The sequence below is a fragment of the Enterobacter sp. UNJFSC 003 genome, assembly GCF_036903355.1.
Lineage (GTDB): Bacteria > Pseudomonadota > Gammaproteobacteria > Enterobacterales > Enterobacteriaceae > Enterobacter.
Window position 1 is genome coordinate 222,201 of record NZ_JBAKHK010000004.1, and the last position, 20,208, is coordinate 242,408.

Below are 20,208 nucleotides of genomic sequence, written 5' to 3' on the forward strand. Positions count from 1 at the left end.
TTTCTGCTCCGCTTACTGATGCGTCACAACGATAAGACGCAGGGCATCCAGACGCCAGCCAGCCTGATTCAGGCTTTCCAGAACCTGCTGGCGGTTGCTTTCAATCGCGGCCAGTTCGTCGTCACGGATGTTCGGGTTCACCGCTTTTAACGCTTCAAGGCGAGAAAGCTCCGCAGAAAGTTTCTCGTCGGCTTCGGAACGCGCGGCATCAATCAGCGCTCGGGCAGCCTGTTCTGCCTGCGTTTCACCCAGTTGCAGAATCGCGTGTACATCCTGCTGGACTGCGTTGACCAGCTTGCTGCCCGTATGACGGTTCACGGCGCTTAGCTGACGGTTAAAGCTCTCGAACTCAACCTGTGAGGCCAGATTCGTTCCGTTTTTGTCCAACAGCAAACGCACCGGCGTCGGCGGCAGGAAACGGGTCAGCTGCAGCTGTTTTGGTGCCTGGGCTTCAACAACGTAGATCAGCTCGACCAGCAGGGTTCCCACCGGCAGCGCTTTGTTTTTCAACAGCGAAATGGTGCTGCTGCCGGTATCACCCGAGAGGATGAGATCCAGACCGTTGCGGATCAGCGGATGCTCCCAGGTAATGAACTGGGCATCTTCGCGGGACAGGGCAACATCGCGCTCAAAGGTGATGGTGCAGCCATCTTCCGGCAGACCCGGGAAATCCGGCACCAGCATATGATCGGACGGGGTCAACACAATCATATTCTCGCCACGATCGTCCTGGTTAATGCCGACAATATCGAACAGGTTCATGGAGAAGCTGATCAGGCTGGTGTCATCATCCTGTTCTTCAATGCTCTCAGCCAGCGCCTGCGCTTTTTCACCGCCATTGGAGTGGATCTCCAGCAGACGGTCACGGCCCTGTTCCAGCTGGGCTTTCAGCGCTTCGTGCTTCTCGCGGCAGGATGCAATCAGCGTATCAAATCCTTCCGTCGTTTCGGGGGCGGCCAGATAGCCGATCAAGTCGTTATGGACGTGATCGTAAATAGTACGGCCAGTTGGGCAGGTATGTTCGAACGCGTCCAGACCTTCGTGGAACCAGCGCACCAGAACGGACTGGGCGGTTTTTTCCAGATAAGGAACGTGGATCTGAATATCGTGCGCCTGACCGATACGATCCAGACGGCCAATACGCTGCTCCAACAGATCCGGGTTAAACGGCAGATCGAACATCACCAGGTGGCTTGCGAACTGGAAGTTACGGCCCTCTGAACCAATTTCGGAGCACAGCAGAACCTGCGCGCCGCTGTCTTCTTCACCGAACCATGCCGCGGCACGGTCACGTTCAACAATGGACATGCCTTCATGGAACACGGCGGCGCGGATACCTTCGCGCTCGCGCAGTACCTGTTCCAGCTGCAGTGCGGTCGCGGCCTTAGCGCAAATCACCAGCACTTTCTGGGAACGGTGAGCGGTCAGATAGCCCATTAGCCATTCTACGCGCGGATCAAAGTTCCACCAGGTTCCGGTATCACCTTCAAATTCCTGATAAATCTGCTCCGGATAGAGCATGTCACGCGCGCGCTCTTCCGCAGTTTTACGCGCGCCCATAATGCCCGAGACTTTAATGGCGGTCTGGTACTGGGTTGGCAGCGGCAGCTTGATGGTGTGCAGTTCGCGTTTCGGGAAGCCTTTCACGCCGTTACGGGTGTTACGGAACAGGACGCGGCTAGTGCCGTGGCGGTCCATTAACATATCGACCAGTTCTTTACGCGCGGGCTCAGCGTTATCGCTCTCGCTATTGGCAGCCTGCAGCAGAGGCTCAATGTCCTGTTCACCGATCAGATCGCTCAGGGTATTGAGTTCGTCATTCGACAGGCGCTTGCCGGCCAGCAGCAGAGCCACGGCATCCGCGACCGGACGGTAGTTATTCTGTTCTTCTACAAACTGCTCGAAATCGTGGAAACGGTTTGGGTCGAGCAGACGCAGACGGGCGAAGTGGCTCTCCAGACCCAGCTGCTCCGGCGTTGCGGTCAGCAGCAGGACGCCCGGTACACGTTCGGCAAGCTGTTCGATAGCCATGTATTCACGGCTAGGGGCATCTTCGCTCCACACCAGGTGATGAGCTTCGTCGACGACCATCAGGTCCCATTCGGCATCACACAGATGTTCCAGTCGCTGCTTGCTGCGGCGGACGAAGTCCAGGGAGCAGATCACCAGCTGTTCGGTTTCGAACGGGTTATCGGCGTCATGCTGGGCTTCAGCATAACGTTCGTCGTCAAACAGAGAGAAACGCAGGTTAAAGCGGCGTAGCATCTCGACCAGCCACTGGTGTTGCAGGGTTTCCGGTACCACAATCAGCACTCGCTCGGCGGCGCCGGAGAGCAGCTGTTGATGCAAGATCATGCCCGCTTCAATGGTTTTACCCAGCCCCACTTCGTCTGCCAGCAGTACGCGAGGAGCATGGCGACGGCCCACGTCATGGGCGATATTCAGCTGGTGTGGGATCAGGCTGGTGCGCTGGCCGCGCAGGCCGCTCCACGGCATGCGGTACTGTTCGCTCTGGAACTTACGCGCGCGATAGCGCAGGGAGAAGCGATCCATACGATCGATTTGCCCGGCAAACAGGCGATCCTGCGGCTTACTGAAGACCAGTTTGCTGTCGAGCAACACTTCACGCAGGATGACATTGGTTTCGTCGGTATCCAGACGCGTGCCAATGTAGGCGAGCAGTCCATTCTCTTCTTTTACGTCTTCAACTTTCAGCTGCCAGCCGTCATGGCTGGTCACGGTGTCACCCGGATTGAACATCACGCGGGTCACAGGGGAATCATTGCGAGCGTACAGGCGGTTTTCACCAGTGGCGGGGAAAAGGAGGGTAACCATGCGCGGATCTATTGCAACCACGGTTCCTAATCCAAGTTCGCTTTCTGTATCGCTGATCCAGCGTTGACCAAGTGTAAAAGGCATAGTTGTTCGGCTCTAATCTTAAATTGCAGGCAATAGTTCAACCACCGTCAAAAAAGACGGTCGTCGAAAAATGGGTCCGGGAATGGAAAGGGCGCTATGGTACTGGATGGCAGCGATTTCGTCACGCGTCAAAATAGGCCAAGTTGCCCTGTCACTAGTGTAGCAAAATCATCGTCCATGAAGGGCAAAATTCCATCCGCGACCGGCTGAAGCTGGCGCGTCAGGTAGTGATCGTAGTCCAGCGGCGATTGCTGATAATCTACCGGCTCTGGCCCGTTCGTTGTCCACACGTATTTTATCGTTCCCCGGTTTTGATACTGCGGAGCACGGCCCCGACGCAGGTTTTCTTCATCCGCCAGACGCGCGGCGCGCACGTGTGGTGGGACGTTTCTCTGGTACTCCGCCAGCGGGCGGCGCAGCCGCTTGCGGTACACCAACTGGTTATCCAGCTCACCGCCCATCAGGCGGGCAATCGTCTCGCGCACGTAATCCTGATAGGGCTCATTGCGAAACACCCGCAGGTAGAGCGTTTGCTGGAACTGTTGGGCCAGCGGCGTCCAGTCGGTACGCACCGTCTCCAGCCCTTTGAATACCATTCGCTGCGTTTCACCGTCCTGAATCAGCCCGGCATAACGCTTTTTACTCCCCTGATCGGTACCCCGAATGGTGGGCATCAAAAAGCGGCTGAAATGGGTTTCAAATTCGAGTTCTAATGCGCTGGTTAACCGCTCTTTTTGCAACGTTTCGCGCCACCAGTCGTTCACGAAAGTGACCAGCGCTTTACCAATTCGCGAGGCATCGTCTTCTGAATGTGCCCCTTTTAGCCACACGAAGGTGGAATCGGTATCGCCATAGATGACGTCGTAGCCCCTGGATTCAATCAGCGCTTTGGTCTGGCGCATAATCTCATGCCCGCGCATGGTAATTGACGACGCCAGGCGCGGGTCAAAGAAGCGGCAGGCGCTGGTGCCCAGCACGCCGTAAAAGGCGTTCATGATGATTTTCAGCGCCTGAGAAAGGGGCTTATTCCCCTGACGCTTGGCCTCGTCGCGCCCGTGCCAGATATTACCCACAATCTCAGGCAGGCAGTTTATCTCGCGCGAGAAGCGTGCCCCGAGGAAGCCTTCCGTGCTGTGCTCATCGTCCGGGTGTGCCATGCCTTCTACCAGCCCAACCGGATCAATCAGGAAGGTGCGGATAATCGACGGGTACAGACTTTTGTAATCCAGCACCAGAACCGAGTCGTATAACCCCGGACGCGAATCCATTACATATCCGCCGGGGCTTGCCTGCGGCGGGACGTCACCGAGGTTGGGTGCGACGTATCCCACCCGGTGCATACGGGGAATATAGAGATGGCCGAATGCGGCAACCGAGCCCCCGTGCCGATCGACCGCCAGGCCGTTCACCGTCGCGCGCTCCAGCAGAAAAGGCATGATCTCGGTTTTGTGGAAAATCTGTGTGACCAGCTCGCAATCCTTCAGGTTATAGGTGGCGAGCGCCGGCTTATCTTCATTGAAGCGCCGGTCGATCTCATCCATTCGGTCCCACGGATTGTCGATGGATTTCCCCTCTCCCAGCAGTTCCTGCGCGACGGCTTCAAGGGAGAAAGAGGAGAAATTCCAGAAGGCCGATTTCAGCGCCTCGATACCGTCAATAATCAGGCGGCCGTTGGCCTGCGCGAAGAAAACGCCGTTCTTAAAACCGTGCTCGCGCCACTCCAGCTCGCTGTTAGCGCGCCCCAGCATCAGCGGAATGCGATAGCGCTCGGCGTGTTTTTGCAGCACGCGCAGGTCGAATTGCACCACGTTCCAGCCGATCAGCACGTCGGGGTCGTAATCGGCAAACCACTGATTCAGCTTCTCCAGAAGCTGTGGACGGCTGTTGACGTACACAAGTTCAAAGTCGAGTGCCGATGCATCGCCGTTTGGCGGCCCAAGCATATAGACAACCCGTTGCCCGCACCCTTCGAGACCGATGCAGTACAGCTCACCGTGGCGGGTCGTCTCGATATCTAATGACACCCACTTGAGCGGCGGACGATAGTGCGGGTTGGGTTTCAGACGTGCCTCTGTCAGCCTGCCATTGTGGGCAGTACCGTCGACCCAGACGGGCGCGGTGATGAACCGCTCCATCAGAAAACGTTCCGGAGGCCGAATATCGGCTTCGTACAGCGTGACGCCCGCTTCACGAAGCAGTTTGTCATAACGCATTAGCTGGCGATGGGCGCGACAGTAGAGGCCGTAAACCGGATTGCGGTGGAAGTCTTTCAGTTCAAGGGGAGTGATGCGCCAGCCATTTTCACCGTGCAGCAGCTGTTTTACCTTCTCGACGTGGGATGCAGGGATAAACGCCACGGATTCCTGCGGCGGTAGCGTGACGTTCAGCGGGCCGTTATCCGTAGCCAGCCAGAATTCAACCTCGGTTCCCTGAGGCGTATCCCGCCAGTGTCGGGTCAGTAAAAAGCCTTCTTGCGCCTGCGCCACGCCGTTATCCCATCAAACAAAACCAGGCCTGAGTATAGCCTGGTTAATGATGTAATGCTGGGTTTATATACAGTTTATTGTCCGTAATAGGCTTTCGCGCCGTGCTTACGCAGGTAATGTTTATCCAACAGCGTCTGCTGCATATCCGGGAGCTGCGGTGCCAGCTGGCGACAGAAGATCCCCATGTAGGCGACTTCTTCCAGCACGATGGCGTTATGCACCGCATCTTCCGCGCTTTTTCCCCATGCAAACGGACCGTGTGAATGCACCAGCACACCCGGCATCTGAGCCGCGTCGATCCCCTGTTTTTCGAAGGTTTCGACAATGACATTGCCCGTTTCCCACTCATACGCTCCGTTAATCTCCGCATCGGTCATCAGACGGGTACAGGGAATGGTGCCGTAAAAGTAGTCCGCGTGGGTAGTGCCGGTTGCCGGAATGGACTGACCCGCCTGCGCCCAGATGGTGGCATGGCGCGAATGGGTATGCACAATGCCGCCGATGGTCGGGAATGACTGGTACAGCAGGCGATGGGTTGGCGTATCGGAGGAGGGTTTTTTCATACCTTCCACGACTTCGCCGGTCTCGATGCTGACAACCACCATATCTTCCGCCGTCATGACCGTGTAATCCACGCCGGAAGGCTTGATCACGAACACGCCCATTTCGCGGTCAACGGCGCTCACGTTGCCCCAGGTCAGCGTCACCAGGTTATGCTTTGGAAGCGCCAGATTGGCTTCAAGTACCTGACGTTTGAGATCTTCTAACATTGTTGTCTCCCTGCCCAGCGGCGCAGCACCGCCGGGCATTCCGTGCTTTAGCGTTTTGAACCGTAATAGACTTCATTCCAGCGCAGCGAATCTTTGAAGGCTGGCAGGCGGGTATCGTTATCAATCACGGTCAGTTCGATGTCGTGCAGCTCGGCGAACTGACGCATATCGTTCAGATCCAGCGCATGGCTAAACACGGTGTGGTGCGCACCGCCTGCGACGATCCAGGCTTCTGACGCGGTCGGCAGATCAGGTTGTGCTTTCCACAGAGCGTTGGCGACCGGCAGTTTTGGCAGAGAGTGTGGCGTTTCAACCGCATCGACGCAGTTCACCAGCAGGCGGAAACGATCGCCCAGATCGATCAGGCTGGCGTTGATAGCCGGGCCGGTGCGGGTGTTGAAGATCAGACGAGCCGGATCGGCTTTGCCGCCAATGCCGAGGTACTGAACGTCAAGGATCGGTTTCTCTTCGACAGCAATAGACGGGCACACTTCCAGCATGTGTGAGCCGAGCACCAGGTCGTTGCCGTTTTCGAAGTGGTAGGTGTAGTCCTCCATAAAGGAGGTGCCGCCCTGCAGACCGGTTGACATCACCTTCATGATGCGAAGCAGAGCGGCAGTTTTCCAATCGCCTTCGCCCGCAAAGCCGTAGCCCTGCTGCATCAGACGTTGTACCGCCAGGCCTGGAAGCTGTTTTAGGCCGTGGAGGTCTTCAAAGGTCGTGGTAAAGGCGTGAAAGCCGCCCTGTTCCAGGAAGCGCTTCATCCCCAGTTCGATACGCGCCGCATCCAGTACGTTCTGACGTTTATCACCGTGAATTTGTGCCGCTGCGGTCAGGCGGTAGCTGCTTTCGTACTCATCGACCAGCGCGCTCACGTCACCCTCGCTGATTTCATTCACGACCTGTACCAGATCGCCAACTGCCCAGGTGTTTACGGAGAAACCGAATTTGATCTGTGCAGCGACTTTATCACCGTCAGTGACCGCCACTTCGCGCATGTTGTCGCCAAAGCGGACCACTTTCAGATGACGGGTATCCTGTTTGGAGACTGCCTGGCGCATCCATGAACCCATGCGCTGCTGTGCGTGCCGATCCTGCCAGTGGCCGGTAATGACACCATGCTGTTGACGCATACGCGCGCCAATAAAGCCGAACTCGCGGCCGCCGTGTGCGGTCTGGTTCAGGTTCATAAAGTCCATATCAATGCTGTCCCACGGCAGGGAGGCATTGAACTGGGTGTGGAACTGCAGCAGCGGTTTATTCAGAATCGTCAGGCCGTTGATCCACATTTTGGCTGGGGAGAAGGTGTGCAGCCACACCACCATCCCGGCGCATTTATCATCGTAGTTCGCGTCACGGCAGATGTGGGTGATTTCGTCCGGCGTTGTACCCAGCGGTTTCAGTACCAGCTTGCACGGCAGGTTGGCTTCCGCATTCAGGGCATTAACAACGTGTTCGGCATGTTTCGTCACCTGCTGCAGTGCTTCCGGACCGTACAGATGCTGGCTGCCAATGACAAACCACACTTCATAATTATTAAAAATGGTCATTATTGTGTCCTTAATGTGTCAGGGTTGCCGGGGTGTCCGCGGTCTGTTTCGACGGGGCAGCGACAGGGAGATAGTGGAGCTCGGCGCTTTTTGCCCATTGCTGGTAGCGTTGATAAAGCTGTTCGAAGCGTTGTGCCTGCTGAGCGCGAGGCTGAAGCGTGTTTTCGACGGCACTCGCCATATGCTGTTGTGCGGCAGGGATATCGGCGTGAACGCCTGCGGCCACAGCGGCGAAAATCGCTGCGCCCAGGGCACAGCATTGATCGGAGGCCACAATTTGCAGCGGGCGGTTCAGAACATCGCAGCAGGCCTGCATGATCACCGGGTTTTTACGCGCAATGCCGCCGAGTGCCATCACATTGTTGACCTCGATGCCCTGCTCGGTGAAGCATTCCATAATGGCGCGGGCACCGAAGGCAGTCGCCGCAACCAGGCCGCCAAAGAGTGCCGGTGCGTCGGTCGCCAGATTGAGATCGGTAATAACTCCCTTCAGACGCTGGTTAGCGCCGGGCGTACGACGGCCGTTAAACCAGTCAAGTACCACCGGGAGATGATCAAGAGAGGGATTTTTTGCCCAGGCATCGGTGAGCTGAGGCAGAAGCTGTTTTTTACTCTCTGCAATCTGGGTTTTCAGTTCTGGATGCGCTGCCGCCAGCCGATCCAGCGGCCAGCCCAGCACCCGGCCAAACCAGGCGTAAATATCACCAAACGCGGACTGACCTGCTTCGAGGCCGATAAAATCTGGCACCACGCTACCGTCAACCTGCCCACAGATGCCTTTTACCGCACGGTCGCCCACGCTGGCTTTATCCGCCGTCAGAATGTCGCAGGTGGACGTGCCGATGACTTTCACCAGCGTATTGGGCTGTGCACCCGCGCCGACGGCACCCATGTGGCAGTCAAACGCACCGCCGGAGATCGCCACGTTTTGCGGCAACCCTAAACGTTTCGCCCATTCTTCACAGAGCATGCTTACCGGGACGTCAGCGGTGAAGGTGTCGGTAAATAGCGGATACTTCAGGTTCTTGTTAATAATCGGGTCGAGTTCATCGAAGAACGCGGCAGGAGGCAGACCGCCCCAGCTTTCGTGCCAGAGTGATTTATGACCGGCGCTGCAGCGGCCGCGGCGGATATCCTGTGGGCGGGTGGTGCCTGAAAGCAGGGCCGGAACCCAGTCGCACAGTTCAATCCAGGACGCGGCAGCCTGCGCCACCGAGGCATCTTCACGGGTGACGTGCAAAATTTTGGCCCAGAACCATTCGCTTGAGTAGATGCCGCCGATATAGCGCGAGTAGTCTGTTTTTCCGGGCTGGTGGCACAGGCGGGTGATGGCTTCGGCCTCTTCGACGGCGGTATGGTCTTTCCACAGCACGAACATGGCGTTCGGGTTGTCGGCAAACTCGGGGCGCAGCGCCAGCACGCGGCCTTCGGCATCGACAGGCGCTGGGGTAGAGCCGGTGCTGTCGACGCCAATCCCGACGATCTCGGCTCGCTGTGCGTCTGAAAGGTCAGCCAGTACGGTTTTGACTGCCGCTTCCATCGACTCAATGTAGTCACGCGGGTGGTGACGGAACTGGTTATTTGGCGCATCGCAGTAGCGCCCCTCTTGCCAGCGTGGGTACCACTCGACGCGGGTCGCTATTTCCTGACCGGTCGTACAGTCCACTGCCAGCGCGCGAACCGAGTCGCTGCCAAAATCGAGGCCAATCGCAATTGCCATGGTGTTGCTCCATCAAAAAACAGGTATGAGAGAACATTAGAGACTGGGCGCGAAAATCGTCAGGCAGGATCCGCTAATCTTATGGATTAAATTGCTGTTGCAATGGAAAGTGTGACGCCGTGCAAATAATCAATGTGGACATTTCTGCCGTACTTATAGACACTTTTGTTACTGCTTATCTGGCCACTCTGGCGGAAAAATCAGGGGAAAAGGCTGAAACATGGCGGACGTAAAAGAGGCGTGATGCTTTTTGGAACTTTTCGCGGCCCATTTTTAACCTGCTTTTAATGATATGGACAAATGGTTTCCTTCAGGACCCTTGGGAGAACTGAATCTATGGCCGAAACGCAAAACGATCCCTTACTGCCGGGCTACTCGTTTAACGCCCATCTGGTGGCAGGGCTTACCCCGATTGAGGCCGAAGGCTACCTCGATTTCTACGTCGATCGACCGCTCGGGATGAAAGGTTTTATTTTGAACCTTACCGTGCGTGGGGAAGGGGTCATCAAAAACGGTGACCAGCAGTTTGTCTGTCGCCCTGGCGATATGCTGTTGTTTCCGCCGGGGGAGATCCACCACTATGGCCGTCATCCGGATGCGAAAGAGTGGTATCACCAGTGGGTTTACTTCCGCCCGCGCGCCTACTGGCAGGAGTGGCTCTCGTGGCCCGCTATTTTTGCGCACACCGGATTCTATCGTCCTGACGAGGCTCATCTGGCGCAGTTTCGCGAGCTATTTGCCCAGATTATCGAGGCCGGGCAGGCAGGCGGGCGCTACGCCGAGCTGCTGGCCATTAATCTGCTGGAACAGGTCTTACTGCGCAGAATGGAAGCGATTAACGAATCGCTTAACCCGCCGCTGGATAACCGCGTGCGCGACGCCTGCCAGTACATCAGCGATCACCTTGCCGACAGTCAGTTTGATATCGCCAGCGTGGCCCAGCACGTCTGCCTTTCACCGTCACGTTTGTCACATCTCTTCCGCCAGCAGCTTGGCGTGAGCGTGCTGAGCTGGCGTGAGGACCAGCGTATCAGTCAGGCCAAGCTACTGCTCAGCACCACTCGAATGCCTATCGCTACCGTTGGCCGCAACGTGGGCTTTGAAGATCAGCTCTATTTTTCCCGCGTATTTAAAAAATGCACGGGCGCCAGCCCCAGTGAATTCCGCGCAGGGTGTGAATAAAGGGTAAAAAAAGAGAAACAAACAGGTGAACTCTGGCAGCTACTTGTAAACTATTCAGACAATTGTTGTCTTGACGCGGCGCTGGGCGCTAATCAGAATCGCTGATTCGTTTTCTGACCGGAATAGTTATGCAGGCATTGCTGGAACATTTTATCACCCAGTCCGTTACGTATTCGCTCATCGCCGTTGCGCTGGTGGCGTTTCTGGAATCGCTGGCGCTCGTCGGGCTAATCCTGCCCGGTACGGTCATGATGGCAGGGCTTGGGGCGCTGATTGGCAGCGGTGAAGTCAATTTCTGGCAGGCGTGGATGGCCGGTATCGTCGGCTGCTTGCTCGGCGACTGGATCTCCTTCTGGCTGGGCTGGCGCTTCAAAAAGCCACTGCACCGTTGGTCGTTTATGAAAAAGAACAAAGCGCTGCTGGATAAAACCGAGCACGCGCTGCACCAGCACAGCATGTTCACGATCCTCGTGGGCCGCTTTGTCGGGCCAACGCGTCCGCTTGTGCCCATGGTTGCCGGGATGCTGGATCTGCCTGTCGCAAAATTCATCGTGCCAAACATCATCGGCTGTGTGTTCTGGCCGCCGTTCTACTTCCTGCCGGGGATCCTCGCCGGTGCGGCCATCGATATCCCTGACGGCATGAATAGCGGTGAGTTTAAGTGGCTGCTGTTGGGCACGGCGGTGCTGTTGTGGCTGGCGGCATGGTTGTGCTGGCGGCTGTGGCGCAGCGCAAAAGCGAGTGTCGATCGCCTGACGCGTTATCTTCCACGCAATCGCCTGCTCTGGCTGGCACCCTTGACGCTGGGCGTTGCGGTTGTGGCGCTGGTTGCGCTTATCCGCCACCCGCTGATGCCGGTATACGGTGAGATCCTGTTGAAGGTCGTGAGCCGCTAATGTATTCCCAGCAGGTGCGACGCGCTTGCTTTTCCGCCCATCAACGCTTCAGTTTCACCATCCCATAAAATACGTCCCTCCGCGATCACCACCGATCGCGGCGCAATGCGCACAGCATCTTCAATGCTATGTGACACCATCAGCATGGTCAGCTGCTGGCGCTGGCAGACGTCCTGCACCAGGGCAAGCATCTCCTGTCTCAGCGCGGGATCGAGTGCGGAGAAAGGTTCATCCAGCAGCAGCACCGGCTGCTCGCGTACCAGACAGCGGGCCAGCGCCACCCGCTGCCGCTGGCCGCCGGAAAGCTCGCCGGGCAAGCGGTCAAGAAAGGCGGTAATGCCCATCTGCTCGGCAATCCTTTCCAGCTTTTGACGCTGCGCGTCGTTGAGCTTTAGCCCCGGATCCATACCTAGCCCGATGTTTTGCCGTACCGTCAGATGGGTGAACAGGTTATTTTCCTGAAACAGCATCGACACCGGACGTTTTGCCGGTGGAGTATGGGTATGATCGCGGTTTTCAATCTCTATCGATCCGCTTGCCGGCTGCAGAAAACCGGCGATCAGATTAAGCAAGGTACTCTTTCCTGCTCCGCTCGGGCCAAGCACCGCAATCATCTCGCCCTGACGTACCGAGAGGGTGAAGCGCATGGGCAGGTGCTGGTAGAGCCAGGTTACATCAATCAGTTTTAACATCACGCCCCGGAATTTTTTCGATAACGGTAAATAACGCAAAGCACAGCAGCAGCAGCAGCAGCGCGGTGACGGCGCCGTCCTGACTTCGGTAAGAGCCAATTTGCTGATACAGCCAGAACGGCAGCGTGCGGAACTCTTCATTGCCGAAGAGCGCTACCACGCCAAAATCACCAATTGAAAGCACGCAGGCGAAGGCCAACGCCTGAGCCAGCGGGCGTTTCAGGGCACGCAGTTCGACAATTTTCAATCGCCGCCATCCCTGCATGCCGAGCGACTGGCACAGCAAACTGTAGCGGCTGTTGATATCGCGCATCGGGTTTTCCAGCACCTTCAGGGCGTAAGGGATCGCCATCAGGGCGTTGGTGAAAATCACGATGCCGTCAGCGCGTTCCGGCAATCCAATGGTGCTGTTAAACAGTAAAAAGAATCCCGTCGCCAGCACGATCCCCGGCATTGCCAGAATCAGCATGCCTGTCAGTTCCAGCGCGTGTCCGGCTTTTTGGGCCTGACGTGCATAGAGTTCGCGGCTGCTCCACAGCAGCATCATGGTCAGGATGACGCACAACAGCCCGGCGGCCAGCGCAATGCGCAGGGATGTCCAGGTTGCTTGCCAGAGGACGGGCTGTTGCAACACGGACAAAAGGCTAACGTTCAGGCCATCAACGATGACGGCCATCAGGGGCGGCAGCAGAAGCAGTAGCGACAGTGCGATAAGACACGCATCGCTGATGCGGCTGTGCAGGCTATCCTGCGGATCGCGCCAGCCTGTAATCTGATTACTACCTGGCGGAATGGCTTTGCTTAAGCGCTGGCTCAGCAGGACCAGCGCAAGGCAGCACATCATCTGCACCATTGCCAGCAGCGCGGCCCGGCCCGGATCGTAGTCGTAACTGAGCGCCTGATAAATGGCCAGCTCAATGGTTGTTGCCTGCGGTCCACCGCCGAGCGAAAGTACGGTGGCAAAACTGGCGAAGCAGAGCATAAAGATAAGGGCTGCAACGGGCGGGATTTGCCGGCGCAGCCATGGCCATTCAACAAAGCGGAAGAATGATCCGCCGCGCATTCCCAGCTGCGCGGCAATCTGCCGCTGTTCGCCGGGGATATTCTCCAGCGCCTGGAGGAAGAGTCGCGTTGCCATCGGCATATTGAAAAAGATATGCGCCAGCAGAATACCCTTCAGCCCGTAAGGGGAGAAGGTCCACTCCAGTCCGAGAGCCGCAAAGAGCGACGCCAGCCAGCCCTGGCGACCATACACGCTCAGAATGCCGAATACCGCCACCAGAACGGGCAGGATCAGCGTCATGGCACACAGTCGTAAAAGCGCCTGCCTGCCGGGGAAGCGCCTGCGGTAGAGCGCCCGTGCCAGGAAAATAGCCGGAATGACGGACAGCAATGCAGAGAGAAATGCCTGCCAGAAAGAGAAACGGATGACGTGCCAGAGATAGCTGTCGTGCCAGATCGCGCGCAGGTCGCTTTCTGGCGCGTTAAGCCACAGCGCCAGAAATGCGCCCAGGCTGACCGCCACCATAAGAATAGCGGCGAGCAGACCCGGGACCAGCCAGCCGGGAATTAGCGGCTGACGGCGCGTTGCCATTCACTTACCCATGCTGCACGCTGCGCGGCGACTTGCTGCGGCGTAAACTCCAGCGAGACCTGTGGTTTGGTCAGTTGCTCAAAGCCCGTCGGCAGCGCCACGTTGGTCACCGGATACATCCAGTTGCCGGTCGGAATGGCATTCTGGAATGCAGTTGAGACCATAAATTTCAGGAACTTCTCGGCCAGTTCCGGCTGTTTACTGGCGGCGGTTCGTGCAGCCACTTCCACCTGCAGGTAATGGCCTTCAGCGAAATTGGCGGCGGCGTAGTTGTCTTTCTTCTCGGCAATAATGTGGTAGGCCGGGGACGTGGTATAGCTCAGCACCAGGTCACTTTCCCCTTTCAGGAACAGTCCGTAGGCTTCGCTCCAGCCCTTAGTCACGGTGACGGTTTTAGCCGCCAGTTTTTGCCATGCTTCTGGCGCTTTATCGCCGTAAACTTTCTGCATCCACAGCAGCAGACCCAGCCCCGGCGTGCTGGTGCGCGGGTCTTCGTAAATGACACGCCATTTCTGCGTGCTCTCAACCAGCTCTTTCAGGCTTTTAGGCGGGTTTTTCAGCCTGTTTTTGTCATAGACGAATGCAAAGTAGCCGTAGTCGAATGGGACAAATGTGTCGTTTTTCCAGCCGCCCGGAACGTTGACGGCATCTGCGGCTACGCCGCTTTTGGCAAACAGTTTGGTTTGCGACGCGGCATCCAGCAGGTTGTTGTCCAGACCAAGGACCACGTCGGCTTTACTGTTTTTGCCTTCCATACGCAGACGGTTAAGCAGCGAGACGCCATCTTCCAGCGCCACGAACTTCAGCTCGCACTGACAATCGGCTTCGAAGGCTTTTTTGACCACCGGGCCAGGGCCCCAGTCGGCAGAGAACGAGTCGTAGGTGTAGACCGTCAGGACGGGCTTAGCAACGGCTGGTAGCGCAAACAGCACCAGCAGTGGAAGAACTTTTTTTAACACTTTGCACCTCAATGTTGAGTGGCAAAGGATTTTGAGCGACAGCCTCAAATCCCTTCGCCGGCGTTATCCGGATCAGGTTCGACGGGTATTATCTCAGCGCACATCAGTGATGCAGCACCCCGTTGAGAACGGCGGTATTGTAATGATTTGGTGAATATTACGAAAGCGTTATGGATCCGGCGGTGCAAACCAGGCAGATTTAAAATCAAACCAGCCGAGCGTGTTCATTCTCAATCCTCGCATACTGCGCTGGCCCTGGATCATCAACCAGTGGTGGATCAAGGGGACGATCGCCTGTTCTGCCAGTAGCTGCTGACACCATGCGGCCAGATTCATCTCTCCTGCGCGCCACAGGGCGGCATCCTGCTGCCAGTCCCGTTCGATACAGTGCTGGATCAGCGGGACCTCATACAGGTGTGAGAAGAGCGAAAAATCAAGCGGTAGGGTGAAGTTGGCGCTGTTCAGCCAGATGTCGCTCACGATATCGCCGCGATGCCATTCATCATAGTCGACTTCCTGAATCTCCAGCCTGACCCCAACGTCTGCCAGCAGTTTGGTCATGATCCTGGCGATAAACCGATGCTCAACGTGTTCACGGTAGTAGCTCAGGGTAATGGACTCCAGTCCGGCGGGTTTCTCACTGTACACCGGGCGGGCGTGGTGCCAGCGGGGAAGCAGGCCGTAAGCGGGGAACCAGTAGGTCTGATAATGCTCTTCCGCATGATAAATCAGGTTGGCAGGGGCCAGAATGTGGCTTACCCACTGGCGCACCTCACGATTGGCCCCGCGATGGGTACGGCTGTCAAAAAGCATATAATAGCAGCCTTCCTCAAGACGACTCTCGACGGCCTTTTCACCCGTCGTCGGCCCTTCCAGCGTTAGCCCCGCGCTCAGCTCCTCGTTAAGATCCGGCAAAACCCAGACGTTCACCTCATCAATCAACGCCCGGTAGCCAAAATAATCATCAAACGCACGGATCTTTAGCTGGTTGTTGTTATTGCGGGCAACAGAGTAGGGGCCGGTGCCGATGGGCTGGCCGGAAAAGTTGTTCATCGATTCCCACTCGGCTGGCAAAATCATCGACGGAACATACCCCAGCAGCCACGGGAGCCATTTGTCCGGCTGCGACAGTTCAATATCCAGCGTCCATGCCGTTGGAGAATGAATGCGTGAAATATGCGAGTAGAGCGGCAGCTTGCGGGCGCGTTCTAAGGAGGCGATAACATCATGCATTTCCAGCTCACGTCCGTGGTGGAAATGGACGCCGGGACGTAAAAAGAAGCGCCAGTGGAGTGGGGAAAGTTGCTGCCAATGGTGTGCGATATCCGCTTCCAGTTCCCCATTTTCCTCATTTATCCGGGCCAGTCCGCTGAATATTTGTCGCGCCATATGGGTTTCTGAACGCCGTAACGCCGTGCCCGGTAAGAGGTTTTTCATCGGGCGGTAGTAGAGCACCCGCAGAATGTGGCGGCCCTGACGAAAACTGCGCCCGAGATGGGAGACCAGCATTTGGCGCACTGCCGCTTTGTCCCCCACCAGTTGCACCAGCTGATCGATCCTGTCCTGTTCCAGCAAATCTTCAGCACGCTGCTGCTGCAGCGCCAGTCCGGTATAGAGAAAAGTCAGCCGCGAGCGCTTCCCGCGCCCGGCCTCTGCCTCCCAGTTTAACCAGCCCTGCTGCTGCATGGTGTTGAGCAGGGTGCGCATATGGCGGCGCGAACAGTTGAGCAGGTCAGCCAGCTCGTTCAGCGTGGTCTCCTGGGGTTGCCCCTCACAGCACTGCCAAAGGCGGATGAATTGTTGTTGCAGACGACCGGACGCCATAAAAGGGGAACTCCTGACAAAAAATCAGCAATTTATTTATCCCTATATTAGGCCAATAATTCTTCCCGATGAAGCGAGGAGGTAAATTATGAAGAGGTCTACCGCACGTCAGTTTTATCAGCAGTACTTTTCGGCGACACAGGGAATGTCCTGGCTGGCCCGCCAGTGTGCAGAGCAACGGCTGAAAATGTTAGAGGAACTGATGCAGTGGGACGTTACGAGACCGGCCTCTTCTCGCTAACTCGCCTCGATCATGTGTGACTGAGTATTGGTGCTAATCACCCGCCAGCAAAATGTTTTTGCTGGCTTTTTTCGTTTACTATTTCACCCAATTCGATTTGCTTTCACAAGGACTTGCGCATGCTCTGGTTGATGACGATGGGGCGACGCCTGAATGGCGTGTATGCCGCTTTTATGCTGGTCGCCTTTATGATGGGCGTGGCGGGGGCGCTTCAGGCACCGACGCTGAGTCTGTTCCTGAGCCGGGAAGTGGGGGCTCAGCCGTTTTGGGTAGGACTCTTTTATACCGTCAATGCCATTGCAGGTATCCTCGTGAGCCTCGCGCTGGCGAAACGATCGGACAGCCAGGGCGATCGCCGTAAGCTGATCCTCTTTTGCTGCGCCATGGCGGTGGGCAACGCGCTGCTCTTTGCTTTCAATCGTGATTACCTGACGCTCATTACCTGTGGCGTCCTGTTGGCGTCGCTGGCGAACACCGCCATGCCGCAGCTTTTCGCCCTGGCCCGTGAATATGCGGATAACTCGGCGCGGGAAGTGGTGATGTTCAGCTCGGTGATGCGTGCACAGCTCTCGCTAGCATGGGTCATCGGTCCGCCGCTGGCCTTCATGCTGGCGCTAAACTATGGCTTTACCGCCATGTTTTCCATTGCGGCAGGGATTTTTGTCATTAGCCTGGCGCTGATTGCTTTTGCGCTGCCGTCCGTGGCTCGGGTCGAACAAACGACTGATAAACCCCTTACTCAGGTGAGCGGCTGGCAGGACAAAAACGTCCGCATGCTGTTTATTGCCTCTACGCTAATGTGGACCTGTAACACGATGTACATCATCGACATGCCGCTGTGGATCAGCAGCGATCTGGGCTTGCCGGACAAGCTCGCCGGGATCTTAATGGGCACCGCGGCCGGGTTGGAAATTCCGGCAATGATTCTGGCGGGTTACTACGTTAAGCGTTTCGGAAAGCGTCGGATGATGATCGTCGCGGTGGCGGCTGGGGTGCTCTTTTACGCGGGGCTGATCCTTTTCCATTCGCGCGAAGCGTTACTGGCGCTGCAGCTGTTCAACGCCGTGTTTATTGGCATTGTTGCCGGAATCGGCATGCTCTGGTTCCAGGATCTAATGCCCGGGCGTGCAGGCTCTGCAACCACGCTCTTTACCAATAGCATCTCGACGGGCGTCATTCTGGCAGGGGTCATTCAGGGCGCATTGTCGCAAAGCTACGGCCATGCGTCGGTCTACTGGATGATTGCGGCAATCTCGGTGGTCACGCTGGCGCTGACCTGCCGGGTAAAAGATGTGTGATCCGGGAAGGCGAATTCACGAAACTTAGCAATGGCCCGCACGCTGCGGGCCATTGCTTTTAGCCCATAAATGCAGGCTGTTTTTTCTCGTAGGCGGAGATCGCTTCTTCATGCTGCAGCGTCAAACCAATGCTGTCCAGACCGTTCAACATGCAGTGACGACGGAAAGCGTCAATGCTGAAGCTGTAGGTTTTTTCCCCGGCTTTCACCACGCCTGCTTCCAGATCCACCTCAAATGAAATGCCCGGATTCGCCTGAACCAGTGCGAACAGTTCATCGACCTGCGCATCGCTCAGCGTCACGGGCAGCAGCTGGTTGTTGAAGCTGTTACCGTAGAAGATATCCGCAAAGCTTGGAGCGATAACCACCTTAAACCCGTAGTCGGTCAGCGCCCACGGCGCGTGCTCGCGCGATGAGCCGCAGCCGAAGTTTTCTCGCGCAAGAAGGATGGATGCCCCTTTAAACGCCGGGAAGTTCAGCACGAACTCCGGGTTAGGCACTTCGCCTTTTTCGTCAAGGAAACGCCAGTCGTTAAACAGGTGCGCACCAAACCCCGTGCGGGTCACTTTCTGCAAAAATTGCTTAGGAATGATTGCATCGGTATCGACGTTAGCGGCGTCCAGTGGGACAACCAGGCCCGTATGTTGGGTAAATTTCTCTGCCATGATTGTCTCCTTATTTCAGGCTGCGAATGTCGGCGAAATGGCCGGTGACTGCCGCAGCAGCGGCCATTGCCGGGCTGACCAGGTGTGTGCGGCCACCACGGCCCTGACGACCTTCAAAATTACGGTTGCTGGTGGAAGCACAACGCTCACCCGGATTCAGACGGTCATTGTTCATGGCCAGACACATGGAGCAGCCCGGCAAGCGCCATTCGAAGCCCGCGTCGATAAAGATTTTGTCCAGACCTTCAGCTTCCGCCTGAGCTTTAACAGGACCCGAGCCAGGAACAACCAGCGCCTGCACGCCTGGCGCAACTTTACGGCCTTTAGCAATCTCGGCAGCCGCACGTAAATCCTCAATACGGGAGTTAGTGCACGAGCCGATGAAGACTTTATCAATGGCGACGTCCGTCAACGGGATGCCCGGCTTCAGCCCCATATAGGCCAGCGCTTTTTCGGCACTGGCACGCTCGACCGGATCGGCGAACGAGGCCGGGTCAGGGATGCTGTCGTTGACGGAGATGACCTGTCCCGGGTTGGTGCCCCAGGTGACCTGCGGGGCAATTTCTTCCGCCTGCAGGGTGACCACGGTATCAAAGCTGGCGCCGTCGTCGGTTTTCAGGGTTTTCCAGTACGCCACGGCATCAGCATAATTTTGATCTTTAGGCGCGTGCAAGCGTCCCTTCACGTAGTTGAAGGTGATGTCGTCTGGCGCAACCAGACCCGCTTTTGCCCCCATCTCAATGGCCATGTTGCACAGGGTCATTCGACCTTCCATGCTCAGCGCCTGGATGGCTTCGCCGCAGAATTCAACGACGTGTCCGGTACCGCCCGCGCTGCCGGTTTTACCGATGATGGCCAGCACGATGTCTTTTGCGGTGATACCCGGCGCAGCTTTGCCCTTCACTTCAATCTTCATGGTTTTCGCACGGCCCTGTTTCAGGGTCTGCGTAGCCAGAACATGCTCAACCTCTGAGGTGCCGATCCCGAACGCCAGTGCGCCAAAGGCGCCGTGCGTCGCGGTATGAGAATCGCCACAAACAATGGTCATACCCGGCAGGGTTATGCCTTGCTCTGGGCCCATTACGTGGACGATACCCTGATACGGGTGGTTAAGATCGTACAGCTCGACGCCAAACTCGTTGCAGTTTTTAATCAGCTCCTGCATCTGGATACGCGCCATTTCACCCGACGCATTGATATCTTTAGTCTGGGTGGAGACGTTGTGATCCATGGTCGCGAAGGTTTTACCCGGCTGACGCACCGGGCGTTTGTGCGCGCGCAACCCGTCGAACGCCTGAGGGGAGGTCACTTCGTGCACCAGATGCCTGTCGATATACAGCAGTGGGGTTTCGTTTGGCGCCTCGTAAACGACGTGGGCATCAAACAATTTTTCATATAACGTCTTTGCCATGA

Annotated in this window: 15 protein-coding genes and 1 riboswitch; of the genes, 4 read left to right on the forward strand and 11 right to left on the reverse strand. The window is 56.8% G+C overall.

The genetic code is table 11. The features are described 5' to 3' along the window. Nucleotides 1-12 precede the first annotated feature (12 nt). From rapA to araB, 5 genes are all read right to left on the reverse strand, one after another. Entirely contained in the window at nucleotides 13-2,919 is a 2,907-nt protein-coding gene (rapA, locus tag V5P19_RS13115; protein ID WP_334403903.1) for an RNA polymerase-associated protein RapA, read from the reverse strand. Nucleotides 2,920-3,047: 128 nt separating this feature from the next. Further along, entirely contained in the window at nucleotides 3,048-5,405 is a 2,358-nt protein-coding gene (gene polB / locus V5P19_RS13120; RefSeq protein ID WP_334403905.1) for a DNA polymerase II, read from the reverse strand. 74 nt (nucleotides 5,406-5,479) lie between these two features. Then, nucleotides 5,480-6,175, reverse strand: a complete 696-nt coding sequence (gene araD, locus V5P19_RS13125; RefSeq protein ID WP_334403907.1) for an L-ribulose-5-phosphate 4-epimerase — start codon at nucleotides 6,173-6,175, stop codon at nucleotides 5,480-5,482. A gap of 47 nt (nucleotides 6,176-6,222) precedes the next feature. Next, complete coding sequence (gene araA / locus V5P19_RS13130; protein WP_334403909.1) at nucleotides 6,223-7,725, reverse strand: L-arabinose isomerase; 1,503 nt, start codon at nucleotides 7,723-7,725, stop codon at nucleotides 6,223-6,225. Nucleotides 7,726-7,735: 10 nt separating this feature from the next. Next, nucleotides 7,736-9,445, reverse strand: coding sequence for a ribulokinase (araB, locus tag V5P19_RS13135; protein ID WP_334403911.1), 1,710 nt, complete (start codon nucleotides 9,443-9,445; stop codon nucleotides 7,736-7,738). Nucleotides 9,446-9,781: 336 nt separating this feature from the next. Between araB and araC the strand changes: the two genes are divergently transcribed. Then, nucleotides 9,782-10,627: an arabinose operon transcriptional regulator AraC gene (gene araC, locus V5P19_RS13140; protein WP_334403913.1), complete on the forward strand. Its 846-nt coding sequence runs from the start codon at nucleotides 9,782-9,784 to the stop codon at nucleotides 10,625-10,627. 128 nt (nucleotides 10,628-10,755) lie between these two features. Then, nucleotides 10,756-11,523 carry a DedA family protein gene (locus tag V5P19_RS13145; RefSeq protein ID WP_334403914.1) on the forward strand — a complete coding sequence of 256 codons (768 nt, stop codon included), beginning with the start codon at nucleotides 10,756-10,758 and terminating at the stop codon, nucleotides 11,521-11,523. Here the strand turns inward: V5P19_RS13145 and thiQ are convergent. The 4 genes from thiQ to sgrR form a co-directional block, all read right to left on the reverse strand. Next, nucleotides 11,520-12,215 (reverse strand): thiamine ABC transporter ATP-binding protein ThiQ, encoded by a 696-nt coding sequence (gene thiQ / locus V5P19_RS13150; RefSeq protein ID WP_334403916.1) that lies wholly within the window; start codon nucleotides 12,213-12,215, stop codon nucleotides 11,520-11,522. The genes V5P19_RS13145 and thiQ overlap by 4 nt on opposite strands. After that, the gene (gene thiP, locus V5P19_RS13155) at nucleotides 12,199-13,809 is read right to left on the reverse strand and encodes a thiamine/thiamine pyrophosphate ABC transporter permease ThiP (RefSeq protein WP_334403918.1); all 1,611 of its coding nucleotides are present in this window, start codon (nucleotides 13,807-13,809) and stop codon (nucleotides 12,199-12,201) included. Before thiP ends, thiQ begins: the two co-directional genes overlap by 17 nt. Further along, entirely contained in the window at nucleotides 13,785-14,768 is a 984-nt protein-coding gene (gene thiB / locus V5P19_RS13160) for a thiamine ABC transporter substrate binding subunit (RefSeq protein ID WP_334403920.1), read from the reverse strand. The genes thiP and thiB overlap by 25 nt, the downstream gene beginning before the upstream one ends. Before the next feature lie 31 nt (nucleotides 14,769-14,799). Then, nucleotides 14,800-14,900, reverse strand: a riboswitch (TPP riboswitch). A gap of 36 nt (nucleotides 14,901-14,936) precedes the next feature. Beyond that, the gene (gene sgrR, locus V5P19_RS13165) at nucleotides 14,937-16,592 is read right to left on the reverse strand and encodes an HTH-type transcriptional regulator SgrR (RefSeq protein ID WP_334403922.1); all 1,656 of its coding nucleotides are present in this window, start codon (nucleotides 16,590-16,592) and stop codon (nucleotides 14,937-14,939) included. 88 nt (nucleotides 16,593-16,680) lie between these two features. On the opposite strand from sgrR, the gene sgrT reads away from it, so the two are divergent. Continuing rightward, complete coding sequence (gene sgrT / locus V5P19_RS13170; RefSeq protein ID WP_334403924.1) at nucleotides 16,681-16,833, forward strand: glucose uptake inhibitor SgrT; 153 nt, start codon at nucleotides 16,681-16,683, stop codon at nucleotides 16,831-16,833. 119 nt (nucleotides 16,834-16,952) lie between these two features. After that, nucleotides 16,953-18,131 carry a sugar efflux transporter gene (locus V5P19_RS13175; RefSeq protein ID WP_334403927.1) on the forward strand — a complete coding sequence of 393 codons (1,179 nt, stop codon included), beginning with the start codon at nucleotides 16,953-16,955 and terminating at the stop codon, nucleotides 18,129-18,131. A 58-nt stretch (nucleotides 18,132-18,189) separates the two neighbouring features. Here the strand turns inward: V5P19_RS13175 and leuD are convergent, their stop codons facing one another. Together leuD and leuC are read right to left on the reverse strand one after the other, a co-directional pair. Then, nucleotides 18,190-18,795 carry a 3-isopropylmalate dehydratase small subunit gene (gene leuD / locus V5P19_RS13180; protein WP_334403929.1) on the reverse strand — a complete coding sequence of 202 codons (606 nt, stop codon included), beginning with the start codon at nucleotides 18,793-18,795 and terminating at the stop codon, nucleotides 18,190-18,192. Nucleotides 18,796-18,805: 10 nt separating this feature from the next. Beyond that, nucleotides 18,806-20,206, reverse strand: coding sequence for a 3-isopropylmalate dehydratase large subunit (gene leuC / locus V5P19_RS13185; RefSeq protein WP_334403931.1), 1,401 nt, complete (start codon nucleotides 20,204-20,206; stop codon nucleotides 18,806-18,808). Nucleotides 20,207-20,208: the final 2 nt, after the last annotated feature.

Bases quoted from the DNA above. Each gene is read 5' to 3' on its own strand.
- rapA (WP_334403903.1), bottom strand. From the start codon at position 2,919: ATGCCTTTTACACTTGGTCAACGCTGGATCAGCGATACAGAAAGCGAA.
- araD (WP_334403907.1), bottom strand. From the start codon at position 6,175: ATGTTAGAAGATCTCAAACGTCAGGTACTTGAAGCCAATCTGGCGCTT.
- araA (WP_334403909.1), bottom strand. From the start codon at position 7,725: ATGACCATTTTTAATAATTATGAAGTGTGGTTTGTCATTGGCAGCCAG.
- araB (WP_334403911.1), bottom strand. From the start codon at position 9,445: ATGGCAATTGCGATTGGCCTCGATTTTGGCAGCGACTCGGTTCGCGCG.
- araC (WP_334403913.1), top strand. From the start codon at position 9,782: ATGGCCGAAACGCAAAACGATCCCTTACTGCCGGGCTACTCGTTTAAC.
- V5P19_RS13145 (WP_334403914.1), top strand. From the start codon at position 10,756: ATGCAGGCATTGCTGGAACATTTTATCACCCAGTCCGTTACGTATTCG.
- thiQ (WP_334403916.1), bottom strand. From the start codon at position 12,215: ATGTTAAAACTGATTGATGTAACCTGGCTCTACCAGCACCTGCCCATG.
- thiP (WP_334403918.1), bottom strand. From the start codon at position 13,809: ATGGCAACGCGCCGTCAGCCGCTAATTCCCGGCTGGCTGGTCCCGGGT.
- sgrR (WP_334403922.1), bottom strand. From the start codon at position 16,592: ATGGCGTCCGGTCGTCTGCAACAACAATTCATCCGCCTTTGGCAGTGC.
- sgrT (WP_334403924.1), top strand. From the start codon at position 16,681: ATGAAGAGGTCTACCGCACGTCAGTTTTATCAGCAGTACTTTTCGGCG.
- V5P19_RS13175 (WP_334403927.1), top strand. From the start codon at position 16,953: ATGCTCTGGTTGATGACGATGGGGCGACGCCTGAATGGCGTGTATGCC.
- leuD (WP_334403929.1), bottom strand. From the start codon at position 18,795: ATGGCAGAGAAATTTACCCAACATACGGGCCTGGTTGTCCCACTGGAC.
- leuC (WP_334403931.1), bottom strand. From the start codon at position 20,206: ATGGCAAAGACGTTATATGAAAAATTGTTTGATGCCCACGTCGTTTAC.